The sequence below is a fragment of the Lysinibacillus sp. NPDC093688 genome, assembly GCF_050280145.1.
In the GTDB taxonomy this organism is placed as follows: Bacteria; Bacillota; Bacilli; order Bacillales_A; family Planococcaceae; genus Lysinibacillus; species Lysinibacillus xylanilyticus_B.
This window is the reverse complement of sequence record NZ_JBNNUX010000023.1, coordinates 20,892-33,395: the sequence shown is the minus strand read 5'-3', so window position 1 is coordinate 33,395 and position 12,504 is coordinate 20,892. Positions and strand designations below refer to the sequence as shown.

The following is a 12,504-nucleotide window of genomic DNA, read 5'->3' as shown; positions in this document are numbered from 1 at the left end:
GAATAGTAATGTATGATTTTTTACTCCCTGATATAGGGGAAGGTTTACATGAAGCAGAAATTGTTGGCTGGTTTGTAAAGCAAGGGCAAAAAGTAGCGATTAATGAGCCGTTAGTTGAGGTTCAAACCGATAAAGCCGTTGTAGAAATTACAGCTCCAATTACAGGGGTGATTGAGAAGCTTGGAGGCGAGCAGGGAAATACCATTACGGTAGGTAGTCTGCTTTGTCAATTTAGTAAAACCTCAGATTCGTCACTACCCCAGCAAACACAGCCACTTGGAGAGAAAAAAGAGGAGAGTATCCCGAAAGAGAAGATTGAATTTTCAGTATTAGGAAGAGTGAAGGCAGCCCCTTCAGTTAGAAAAGCAGCGCGCACTATGGACATTAACATTGAAGAAATACAGGGCAGTGGACCAAACGGACGGGTGTTGCGATGTGATTTAGATAGACATGCTAAACAATCATCGTCCCCGATAGCACTAGTGCAAAACAAGTCAAAACGTAGTGAAGATGAAGTTAATGAAAATAAAATCATCCCTATTCGTGGCTTGCGCAAAGCAATCTTTGAAAATATGCAAAAAGCCGTTTCTAAAGCAGTATTATGTACCGGAATGGAAAAAATTAATGTAACGAAATTAGTGGATTTTAGAAAAAGTATTCAACAGCTGCCGGAAATGAAGGATAAAAAAATAACTTACTTACCTTTTTTTATCAAGGCAGTTGCTACAGCTTTACAGGAACATGAGCAGTTTAATGCCAAGGTAGATGAAGATCAAAAAGCACTTGTGATTTTACCTTATATTCATATTGGCGTTGCAGTTGCTACTTCAGACGGTCTACTTGTGCCAGTGATAAAGCATGCAAATAAAAAAAGTATTTTTGAAATTGCAGAGGAGCTAGAAAGCTTAATGGCAAAGGCTCTTTCTAAAAAAGCAACGGTAGAAGATTTAACAGGTAGTACTTTTACGATTTCTAGTACAGGAAAGGACGGGGCGACATTTGCGACGCCGATTACTAATTATCCTGAAGTAGCAATCTTGGGCACTCATAAAATTGTGAAAGAGCCAATCGTAGTAGAAGATACAATACAAATTGGCCATACAATGACACTGTCTTGCACATTTGATCATCGTGTTATTGATGGCGAGCCAGTAAATGCATTTATGCGTAGTGTAGCAGGCTATTTAGAGGAACCTGCACGTTTTTTACTATAATTCAAAAATGATAGAGATGCTTACCAAAGGATTAGCAAGCACAACAGAAAAAATAGTGGCAATTTCACAGGTTCCAATTAGTCAAGCTGCGGCCTATTTAACTGGTCGATGTGCAAAATGAGATTTACACACCCAAGAAAATAATTTATGCCTCGTAAACGCACTGTCGCGTTTACGAGTTTTTGTATTATCTAGACAGTAAATGTTTGTGCTAATGGGGTAGTAGTAACGCATGAATATAGGCTTGTTTCAAATAATCATCTCCCAAAAAATATTTATTGTATTGTTTTTTTCAGGAATATAAAAACAGCTCGAATACATAGGTTTCTTTTACAACGGAAAGTAAAGTAACTACTGAGGAATGGTTATCGGTCGTGGAAATTCCTGATGGAAAAGGTATATAATGTAGATAAATCTTATATTGGTAATGCTGACGTATATGCATCTCTAAAATAAGCAAATCATCGTTTAGGAGAGGAGAAAAGAATGAGGATAAAAATCATCATAATATTATTAACTTTTTCATTGATCTTGCCTTTTAGTCAAACTGCTCAAGCAGCAAATCTTAGTAAACAGTATTTTGATATTACAGAAAATGATCTTAAAAACAGTATCATTATGTCACCTCAAAGCTCAAAAGCATTTATAGATGGTAACATGGTTTCCGCTGTACAACCAATTGTAAAAGATGGAAGAACTTTAGTGCCACTTCGCTTTATTTCTGAAGGCTTTGGTGCGAAAGTAGATTTTAACGCTAAAAGTAATACCATAACTATTAAGCATTCAGGTAAATCAATAGCCTTGAAAATAGGGGACAAGGCTCTTGCTGTTAATGGGAAACATATTCAAATGGACGTTGCTGCAAACCTTTATCATAATTCAACCTATATCCCTTTAAGATATATTGGTGAGGCTTTTGATAAAAAAGTAGTATATTTAAAGAATGAAAACATACAACCTTATAGTTTGATTATTATAAGGGATGTAAATGCTACAGCGCTTGAAAATCTTAATCTAGTACGCCTCTGTGAATTGCTATATCAAGGAAAATCAGTCGTCTATAGTGATCGTTTTATGGCAGTGATTAAAGAAAAAGGTCAATTATTCTATAGCAATGATTTTTCTTATTTCAAACCTTTTGTTTATCAGGAGTTTGTAGAGGATAAAAATGTGGTTAAGTTAGGGGATTTATGGTTTAAAACAGATAGAGGCAATTTTTATATGGACTACGCTTATGCCACTACGGGAGAATTTATTTTATATTATGTGGATGGACAAGACATTTCTAGAGTAGCCATTGAAAAAGCACCGATTAAGGCTGTGAAAACTTATCAGAATAATGTATATTTCCTAACAAGGTATGAGCGTGGTGTAGTAAATGCTCATGAAACGAGTAATTTAAAGTATGCAACACTTAAAAATGGGCAGTGGGTTTCTGATTATTTAGGCAAGCCTGGATTTTACTATGGTTTTGATACTTTAGCTAATCCATATAACTGGAAAATAGATGATAACGGCATCTACATTTTTGGTTATAATAGATTTGGAAATTTAAGCTCAGATGAAAGAAAAGAAACTTTTGGGAATTACAGGATAGACTTAGAGGGTCATAATCATGAGGTAGTAAACCCTTAAAGTTTGAGTTTTGATGATGTAGAGAATTGGCTGTTTTGAGTTCGGGATTTATACGGGACTTAAGCCAGTCAATTTTTGCTTAATCCGTTTGTTATTATAGTAATCGATGTGGAATCGGAAAGGAGTTCACATAGGATGTTAGCCTAAAATCATCGCATCCATGACGATAACGGCTAACTGACCTGCATCGGTTGTTCATTAGAAAGAGAATAGAGTAGGTCAAGTAAGCAAGTTATGTAATAGCTGTTGACAGACTCTTTTAATGAGCTAAAGTTTTACTTATACAATATTACGAAAAAATGAGGTGCGCATATGATTTTAATAAGTTCTTGCTTAGCGGGATTAAAGGTACGATATAACGGAACAGATAGTTTAGATGAAAGAATTCAAAAGCTTGTGTTAGAAAATAAGGCGGTGACTGTATGCCCTGAACTTATGGGAGGTTTTTCGACGCCTCGTGAGCCCGCTGAAATTGTTGGTGGAGATGGTGAAGACGTTCTTGATGGAAAAGCGAGAGTGGTTGAAAAATCCGGCAATGATGTAACGGAGCTCTATGTAAAGGGCGCATATGCAACATTACATAAAGCACTCGAACTAGGTGCGACTAAAGTTATTTTAAAAGAATATAGTCCATCATGTGGTAGTGCAATGATTTACAATGGGGATTTCAATGGTACAAAATTAGTTGGCATGGGCGTAACAACCTCCCTGCTTAGAAGAAACAATATTGCGGTCTTTTCTGAAGAAGATTTTTTCACAGATATCTAATAATTTAATCATTTGTATTGTTTGTCGCTTCTTTAATCAGCGGCTTTTTTAGAATCAAAGGTGTTAATCTATAAGAAATTGATTAAATTAAAAGACTAACTTGATTAATGACAATCCTTATATGAAAATGAATGCCCCCACTACCTAGGCAGATGGGGGCATTTTTTAGTCAACAAGCAAAATTCTCGGTGAGGTTTTGGCGATGATTTTCGTAGATACCCAGCAACCAAGACAGGCTGCCACAACACTTAAGAGAGATAATCCGATGGTTATTGGCCAATTTATCACAAGGGGTAACTCCAGTAAGCCATATTCTAAAATAATACTTTGTAAAGCTACTGGTATTACTTTAACTCCGATAAAAATCCCGAATATAGTCCCTAGTGCTGAAAGAAACAGAATTCCTGATGTAATCAACCATCGAATAGTATTTGAGGTCATACCAATAGATTTAAAAATTCCGTAAGTTCCGCTTTCTTTTCTTACGTTTATTCTAGAAACACTAAAAATAATGATGAATGTAACAGCGATAAATAAAATTCCGATAACAGATAATGGGAGTATAAAAACAGCGACCACTACTTTAAAGACATCATCTAATAATGTTTGTTGTGTGTCAGCTGAGACAGAACTGTTAAAGTTATTGTTTAAATCATCAACGATTTGAGCTGATAATGTTTCATCTACCAAATTGATCATACTTTGTTTTGAAGCAGAATAGGTAGCATTATAAACTTTGATAACATCAGCGGTAATTCTCGCTGAATATGACATATTTGCTATGGATTGATAAATACCAGTAACAATCAAATGATGCTGCTTGCCTTCGATATATACTCCTACAATATCCCCTAAATTTTTGTGTAAAGCCTTCGCGACATTAATGCCAATGGCTATTTCATTTTTATATACAGGATTTCGGCCAGAAATTGTCTCGTATCCAGCATCTTCAAAACTACCTTCAAGAGTATCGACATTAATATTTAGCGGTTGATTTGGTTCATTAGGGAGTACCCCTGTAAATTGATCTAGCCAAGCGTGATTTTTAATGCGTTCATCTGAGCGTAAAAATTGTTCAAACTGTTGTTTTGAAAATGTTGCCTCATTATTAACCGTTACTACAACATGTGAAGAATCGTAGCCCATTGCTGATGTGTTTTGTTTGATGGAAATAAAGCTATTAAGAATGACTGCACTAAACACTAAAATAGCAGAAGTAATGGCTGTTAGAACAATAATAAGAATGGAACTTTTCATATTTTTGGTGATGTTTTTAATGCCAATTTGAAGTTGGATAGGTAATTGAATTAAATTAGAAAGTCGATTAGAGTTGTTTAAACGCCGATTCAACTTGCTGTTTGCAAATTCTGACATACCGTATTTAATTGCCTGTACTGGTTCGACGTGGCGCGCTTTGTTTGAGTAAATGAACGCAGTAAGGATAACAATGACAAGTATCATTCCTGCAAGTAGCGTGGTGATTCTAAAATCTTGAATAATCGTTAAATGCTTTCCGACCTTTAAATAAGATAAAGAGCTTTCTATTATCACTCTGGAAAGGATTGTACTGGCAATAAGGCCAGGAATAATCGAGACCACGGACAATAAAAGAAATTGTAAGACATAGGTCGCACTAATTTTTCGAGAAGTAAGTCCGAGAGATTTAATGACACCAATCGTTTTGTAGTTGGTTAAAATGGCATCTGAAATACTAAAGCCAATTATAAATAATGAAATGAATAACATTGCTACACCAAAAGCTATCATGAGGAAGCCGATTATTTTATTAATAATTAAATAGAACGAAGCGATCTGCTCGTATTCCATCTTTGATTCAAGGTATGGACCTTTTAGAAACTTTTCGAATTCCATCCAATAGTTTGCACTCTGTTGATAATCATCAAAGCGAAGAGCCATCATATATTGTTCAGACCCTATCAACGTATCAAATTGTTTATGGTAGTCAGACTCGTTCATCCAAATACGAGCATTATTTGTAAAGGGTCCACCATATGGCAAATCTACAACTATACCAGAAACGCTTAATGTAAAAGCTTTTTCCCCGGTGTTAAATTCAATAGCATCTCCAAGTGAAATATTCGAAGTAGTAGCCATCGATGTGGGAATCCAAATCGTTCCCTCCGTAGGATAGTCCTGATTTTCACCCTCTGAAAATAGTAATTGATCAATAACAAAGGGCGTTTTTGGTGTGTTCATCATATACGGGTAAAGATTTGGCGTTTCTACACCATTCGCTTTGGGGCGAGATAACTTTCTATAAGGAATAATATTCGAGGCAGTAACTCCTTGTTGCTCTTGCCACCAATTGTTTACAGTGATAGGGTTATGAATATCTTTGCCCATCGTTAAAATTTGATGAGCCCCATTGGAATCATGATGTGTTTTTTCAAATATATTGTTTGTATTCATAATAATCGTTACAGAGGTAGCTAATAAAAGGGTAGATAGCATAATTAGGATTGCTAATAGTACATTTTGGATTTTTCTTTTTTTGATATGTGCAAAGCAAAGTGTAATAATTGCGTACATTTTTTACTCCTTTCCCGCAACATAAGAAAAGATAATATGTTCACGCTCTTGAATACTAGTATCATCGTATTGATCGAAGTTTAAAATGCCTCCAATTTTTCCATCCTGAATGATAATAAGCCGATTAGCACGACAGGCTGCTTTTATATCATGTGTAATCATTACTACCGACTGACCCTTTTTGTTCAAATTCGTTAAAATGTCTAAGACAGCTACACCTTGATCGTAATTTAAACTACCCGTTGGTTCATCTGCAAACAGAATCTCTGGGTCATTTACTAATGCTCTAGCAATAGCAGCTCTTTGTTGCTGCCCACCAGAGGTTTGCGAAGGTAAACGATTTCGTTGCTCTTCGAGTCCCATTTTATTCAATAGCATCTCCGCTTTTTGTATCACATCTTTTCTAGGATATTTTGCAATATGCCCTGGGAGGGTGATATTTTCTAGCAATGTCATATCCGGAACGAGATTACTACTTTGATAGACATAACCAATTTTTTTAGAGCGAAATGTAGCTAACTGCTGTTCAGTAAATGTATCCAGCCTATCTCCATGAAAATAAACTTCTCCAGCCGTAATAGAATCAAGACCACTTAAAAGATAAAGCAATGTCGATTTACCCGAACCGGAATTCCCCATAATGACAGTAAAATCTCCTTTATATATTTCGATATTAATATTTTTTATTGCATGAAATTGCTCACTTCCTGTGGAATATGTCTTACATAGATTTTGGGCCCGAATAAGTACCTCTTTTTCCACGAGAATACCTCCTTCATTTGAATTTATTTCTATTAGTGTAAGGGGGAAATATTATAAGGTCCTTATTAAATTATTAATAAATTATTACAACAGAAAAATTTGTTGATAAATTCAGGTAGCTCTTTCATTCTAAGAACCTTAAGATATGAAAAACGTTGTAATAAAGATGTTGTTAAAGAGGAGGGTGATTATTATGCCATTAACATTTGCCCATCCGGCGGCAGTATTACCTTTCTCCAGAAAAAGTAAAAATATTGATTTTTCCGCAATGGTTTTAGGTAGTATGGCTCCTGACTTTGAATATTTTTTACGGGGCCAACCAATAGGGGAAATAGGGCATACCTTCACGGGTTTTTTTCTATTCAATCTCCCTTTAGTAGTAATGATTTACTTTATTTATCATCAAATTATTCGTTTGAATGTAGTCCACCATTTACCGAACTTTCTACAGGATACATCTAGCTACAAAGTGGAAGGAAGTAAAAAATGGAAGACAGTCGTTTTTTGTTACTCAGCGTTATTTGGAATGTTAACTCATGTAGTATGGGATTCTTTTACACATAAACATGGATTTATGGTAGTGAATTTTCCAATTCTTACGCATACTTTTAATGTGTATGGCTATCAAATACCCATTTATAAATTTTTGCAACACGGCAGTACACTTTTGGGGATTTCGCTAATTATCGGCTATATGTATTACAGAGCATCACAAAATAAGAATAAAGATACTCCGAAAATTGGCGCTAAAAAGAAACTCTATTTTTGGGCTTTAATATTTATTTTAACGTTACTATATGTATGTCTTTGGTGCATGATCGATAGGGTATCGATTAGCAGCTATGGAATAATGGTTGTACGTATCATAGATTCATTTTTTGGAAGTTTACTAACCATTTCTTTAGTCATAACATATCATCAAAAACAATTCAGATTATCGAAATAAAAAGGCCCTTTGTTGAACTGCCTCGATGAAGAAAACCATAACTGATTAAAGTTTCTCTCTATAATATAAAGACAAAAATAAGCTTTGGATATGAGAGGATGTCCAAAGCTCTTTCATAAAATTATAATGTTGTAACTTGCTCAATTTTTAATCCGAAAATTTGAGGCGGTTCAATCTCGTTCATTTGTAAATATGAAGAGATTTGTCCACGATGATGGATTTCATGTTCGGGAATGGACATAAGTATTCTCCAAGCACTAACTTCATGACCATGTAGGGTTAAAACCTTTTTTGACAACATATCGTTGCCAAGTTTCAATAGACCCTCTGTTAATTTAATTTGACATGACTCTAAATAATTTGAAATATCCTCAAGAGAAGACCCCTTACTAGTATCATGTCCACCGTACGTCCAAGAACCATGTTCAAATATACCAAGAAACATCAAACGAGCTGATGCAATATGTCGCAATAAATCACCTATAGAAAATTTATCTTCAGAAGGTTTCCAATCTAAAAGTTCTTCAGGTATTGCCTTCACATATTGCATCGTACGTTTATGAACTCCATCTAAATATTTTACATATTCCTTTATTTCATGAATCATGTCTTCACGCTCCAATTTTTTCTGCCTTCCATTCCTTATATTCTTAATTTTTTGAAATTATCCTTTAATTTGGGTGCTTTTGGAGCAAAGATATTAAACGGAGGCTCCATAAAAGCTGCTCTTTCCTTGCGAAATTCAAATAATAGGAAGAGTTAGCGTAAATGTTGTTCCTTCATTTTGCTTACTTTTAAATGAAATGGAACCATTATGCGCTTCCATAATATATTTGCAAATAGACAATCCGAGTCCTGCTCCTTCATTTTTAACAGCAGTCTCACCTGTAGCTTGAATACCTCTGAAATAGCGTTCGAAAATAAAAGGCATATCCTCAGGTAGCATTCCATTACCAGTATCTATGATATTAATGTATAGTAATTGGCTTTCAATATTAATAGAAACGGTTATGGAATCGCCTTTAGTAGTATGCTTTAGTGCGTTCGTAATAAGGTTTGAAAGTACTTGTTCTAGTCGAGACTCATCTACTTGGATAAGTACATTAGGGATAGACTCTGGTTCGATAAAATGAATGCCGGTCGTTTGAACATAATGACGAATTGGAAGCAAAATATCTGTAAAAACTTCTTTGCTATATCGCTCTGTTAAGTTAACCGGAATATGCCCAAGCTCCTTTAAAGTGTGAATAAATAAATCATCAATTAATCGGGACATTTTTTCAGTATTTGTCTGCATAATTTGAATATATGACATAAGCGAATCCATATCAGGACAAATTCCCTCAGAAATAGCATCTAAATAAGCTTTTATTGTTGTTAGAGGTGTCCTTACTTCATGCGAAATACTAGAAATAAGCTTTTTTTGATTTTGTTCTTGTTCATCACGTTGTATAGTAAGATTTTTTATTTCCAAGCGCATTTGATCAAACACTGCATACAATTCACCGATTTCATCTGAACGCGAATATATAATATTTTGTTCATAATTACCTTTGACAATTTCTTCGGTATTTTTTTTCAAATGATTTAAAGGAAGTAAAATTTCCTTTTTGGACTTCCGTACAATGTACAAGGAAAGTCCTATGATTAAAAAACATAATAAACCACTTATGAATAAAATTATAAAATTGCTAAGACTAGAATGTTCTACGGGTAAGAGTACATCTTCATCAATGGTGAAAATAGCGTTACCTAGTTGTTCATTCGTCTCATTAATTATAGGAAAGGCAATTTTAATGATCCCCGGTTGTTGTTGAGACGTAAATAAATCATAATGTAAATCCTTTTCTAAGTTGATGAATTGTGAAGGGTCTCCCTCGATTGAATTAAAAATTACTTTCCCATCTAATTGAACAACTGTAATATCTATTCCTTCGCTATTGCTCATTTCTTGGAGGGAACTGTGTAAATTTGAATTCTGTTCGAGACTTGTATAATGGTCTTCTATGTACAATAATAATTCATTTACTGTTAAACGAATTTGATTGATCACGTATTCATTTTGTGGTTTGTCATTGCGATTTAAATTTGTGAAAAATAGTGTTAGAAAACAAATAAACAACACTAAAACACAGATTAGTATCATCCATAACCATCTCTTCATCCAATTTTTTAAATACATTGTGCTCTCCTACGAATGGTTTTGAGTAGTAAATTTATAGCCAACGCCCCAAACTGTTTGAATATAAACAGGACAAGATGGATCGATTTCAACTTTTTCGCGTAGACGTCTAATGTAAACGGTTATCGTATTTTCATCACCATATGCGTCATAGCCCCAAACAGCATCGAGTAACTGATTTTTGGAGAAAACCTGATGACGATTTTTCATTAGAAAAAATAGTAGCTCAAATTCTTTTGCAGATAGAGGAACATGCTTATTATCACAGGAAAAAGTATACTCATTTTTATTGATTTCCATATGATCGATTCGAATAATATCCATCTGGCTCACATTGTCCTGCAGCCATCTATCCTGTTTCCGTAAATGGGCATTTATTCTTGCCACAAGCTCACTTAAAGAAAAAGGCTTTGTCATATAATCATCCGCTCCGAATCCTAAACCAAGAACTTTATCAGTGTCACTGTTCCGAGCACTTAAAATTAGTATAGCAACATTACTATTTTCACGAATTTGGCGACATAATTCGATTCCATCGCAATCAGGGAGAGAAAGGTCAAGAATGATAAAGTCGGGAGAGATTTCTATCATATAATGGATTGCCTCATGACCAGTTCTAGCGATATGGGGATCAAAATGGTTGACGCTTAAATAGTCCTTTATGATATTTGCAATATCACCTTCATCTTCTATAATTAGCACCCTTGTTTTATTAACCATAAGAACTCTCCTTCTTTAGAAATTTATCTCCTTTTTCGATTCGAAAGGAGGAAGAATAACATGATGACAAAGGTCGAATAGACGAAAATCCAAGCGAATTGCCAATAAAAACTGTTTGGTATTGATTTTATAGAATCTTCTGAGCCCATCATTTCCAATGAAAAACGGACAGGGGGAAGTAGCCAAATGAGTCCCTTAATCTGAAGAATTGTTTCTTTTAAAGTAGCAATCACGACAGAAATAATTAAGATGCCAAGTACACCCCACCAAGTATTTTGCTTGTTTTTAACGAGTTCTCTCGTAAATATAGCTGAAAGTGCAATCGCTAGTACAGATAGACTAAAATGTGAGAGGAATCCTAGTAATTGATGTATAAATCTTGGTTTTTCTCCAAAGGCGCCAATAAGAGTAGGGTAGACTACTGATACACAGCTTAAGAAAAAACCAATTAGTACACAAATCATAAAAATTCCTAAATTATAGTGCGTTCGACTTTTGGCATGAAGTGTTGTAATTACTTTTTGGCCTTCATCTTCAGCGTGAAATAGTGTAATTGTAAACCATCCCATTAGAAAAAATAGAATAATAGCTGTAAACGAATAACTATCTAATATTGGATTTGGTACAAAGGAATAATTTACAACAAGGCATAAAATGAAAATTGAAAAAGGTGGAACATATTGATAGGTCCTTACATAATTGAAAAATTGATAGCGCAATAAACTTGTCATAACAACGTCTAATCCTCCTTAAAAATGGGTATAAAATTGTTCCTCCTTCTGATTGATAGGGGTTAATTGCTTGATAGAAGCTTTTTTGTGTAGGAGATTCAATAATACTTGATCTGTATCTTCGTTCTTCATAACGGCAATTACCTCATGACAACCATTGTTTAAAAGACATTGTTGTTGAATTTCAAGAAAAGGGAATAGATCATCTAATAATTTCGCGCTTGAAATTTCGAAAATCAATTTATTTTTCGGACTATCATTTTTATTGAATGATTCCACTTGAATGACCCTATTATTTTGAATAACAAGAACGGTATCAACAAGATGTTGAAGTAATTTTGGTTCGTGACATGTTAAAACGATACATAACCCTTTGGCCTTTAATATCGAAAGGGTTTCTTCTAAATCACTTTGGGCTTTAGGATCAAGTCCTGATAATGGCTCATCTAAGATTAGTAGATCAGTGTCTTCAAGCATTGCCTGCATAATCATAACCTTTTGCTTCATACCTTTAGAAAAGTTAACAATCCGAATGTTCCGAGCTTCCTGTAAATGAAATAATTCGAGTAAATCATTTATTTTTTGCTGTAGTTGTTTTTTGGTCATACCTCGAATCCTGCCCATATGATAAAGATATTCTTCAGGCGTAAATAAAATATGTGAAGGGGTCACTTCTGGCACATAGCCAATTTTTAATGATTGTCGATGTTTCACAATAGAACCACTGTCAGCGTCAACTAATTCCGCAATAATTTTTAGAAGGGTACTTTTACCTGCCCCATTCTTGCCTACAATAGCTATAATTTGATTAGCGTAAATAGAAAATGTAGCATTTTCTAAGATTTTCTTACCTCTATACTGTTTAGAGATGTTTTGTATTTCCATAATTGTATTCATCTTTACACACCTTTTTTAGGCTTTTTTTGTAAGTCATTTTTGTTTCTATATGTCCGTACTTACGAAATTCAAGACCATTATCTGTAAAATAGTATAGAT

At 34.5% G+C, this 12,504-nt stretch carries 12 protein-coding genes; 4 read left to right on the top strand and 8 right to left on the bottom strand.

From position 1 onward, the window contains the following. The first annotated feature begins 8 nt into the window (after positions 1-8). Both ACQKN2_RS17115 and ACQKN2_RS17110 read left to right on the top strand, forming a co-directional pair. Positions 9-1,214: a dihydrolipoamide acetyltransferase family protein gene (locus tag ACQKN2_RS17115; protein WP_427416010.1), complete on the top strand. Its 1,206-nt coding sequence runs from the start codon at positions 9-11 to the stop codon at positions 1,212-1,214. 486 nt (positions 1,215-1,700) lie between these two features. Further along, positions 1,701-2,849, top strand: a complete 1,149-nt coding sequence (locus ACQKN2_RS17110; protein WP_427416009.1) for a copper amine oxidase N-terminal domain-containing protein — start codon at positions 1,701-1,703, stop codon at positions 2,847-2,849. A 48-nt stretch (positions 2,850-2,897) separates the two neighbouring features. On the opposite strand, the gene ACQKN2_RS17105 is transcribed toward ACQKN2_RS17110, so the two are convergent. Then, the gene (locus tag ACQKN2_RS17105) at positions 2,898-2,957 is read right to left on the bottom strand and encodes an IS3 family transposase (protein ID WP_427416050.1); all 60 of its coding nucleotides are present in this window, start codon (positions 2,955-2,957) and stop codon (positions 2,898-2,900) included. Between the two features lie 204 nt (positions 2,958-3,161). Between ACQKN2_RS17105 and ACQKN2_RS17100 the strand changes: the two genes are divergently transcribed. Next, on the top strand, positions 3,162-3,617 hold the full coding sequence (locus ACQKN2_RS17100) for a DUF523 domain-containing protein (RefSeq protein WP_427416008.1): 456 nt from the start codon (positions 3,162-3,164) through the stop codon (positions 3,615-3,617). A gap of 165 nt (positions 3,618-3,782) precedes the next feature. Here ACQKN2_RS17100 and ACQKN2_RS17095 read toward each other — a convergent pair whose 3' ends face one another. Both ACQKN2_RS17095 and ACQKN2_RS17090 read right to left on the bottom strand, forming a co-directional pair. Next, positions 3,783-6,167: an FtsX-like permease family protein gene (locus ACQKN2_RS17095; protein WP_427416007.1), complete on the bottom strand. Its 2,385-nt coding sequence runs from the start codon at positions 6,165-6,167 to the stop codon at positions 3,783-3,785. Between the two features lie 3 nt (positions 6,168-6,170). Continuing rightward, the gene (locus tag ACQKN2_RS17090) at positions 6,171-6,929 is read right to left on the bottom strand and encodes an ABC transporter ATP-binding protein (protein WP_427416006.1); all 759 of its coding nucleotides are present in this window, start codon (positions 6,927-6,929) and stop codon (positions 6,171-6,173) included. 193 nt (positions 6,930-7,122) lie between these two features. Between ACQKN2_RS17090 and ACQKN2_RS17085 the strand changes: the two genes are divergently transcribed. Further along, positions 7,123-7,875 (top strand): DUF4184 family protein, encoded by a 753-nt coding sequence (locus ACQKN2_RS17085; protein WP_427416005.1) that lies wholly within the window; start codon positions 7,123-7,125, stop codon positions 7,873-7,875. Positions 7,876-7,996: 121 nt separating this feature from the next. Here the strand turns inward: ACQKN2_RS17085 and ACQKN2_RS17080 are convergent, their stop codons facing one another. The 5 genes from ACQKN2_RS17080 to ACQKN2_RS17060 form a co-directional block, all read right to left on the bottom strand. Beyond that, positions 7,997-8,482 (bottom strand): DinB family protein, encoded by a 486-nt coding sequence (locus ACQKN2_RS17080; RefSeq protein ID WP_427416004.1) that lies wholly within the window; start codon positions 8,480-8,482, stop codon positions 7,997-7,999. Positions 8,483-8,617: 135 nt separating this feature from the next. Next, positions 8,618-10,057: a sensor histidine kinase gene (locus ACQKN2_RS17075; RefSeq protein WP_427416003.1), complete on the bottom strand. Its 1,440-nt coding sequence runs from the start codon at positions 10,055-10,057 to the stop codon at positions 8,618-8,620. Between the two features lie 9 nt (positions 10,058-10,066). Continuing rightward, entirely contained in the window at positions 10,067-10,777 is a 711-nt protein-coding gene (locus ACQKN2_RS17070; protein WP_427416002.1) for a response regulator transcription factor, read from the bottom strand. Between the two features lie 23 nt (positions 10,778-10,800). Continuing rightward, positions 10,801-11,508 carry an ABC transporter permease gene (locus ACQKN2_RS17065; protein ID WP_427416001.1) on the bottom strand — a complete coding sequence of 236 codons (708 nt, stop codon included), beginning with the start codon at positions 11,506-11,508 and terminating at the stop codon, positions 10,801-10,803. Positions 11,509-11,526: 18 nt separating this feature from the next. Beyond that, positions 11,527-12,405 (bottom strand): ABC transporter ATP-binding protein, encoded by an 879-nt coding sequence (locus ACQKN2_RS17060; RefSeq protein ID WP_427416000.1) that lies wholly within the window; start codon positions 12,403-12,405, stop codon positions 11,527-11,529. Positions 12,406-12,504 lie beyond the last annotated feature (99 nt).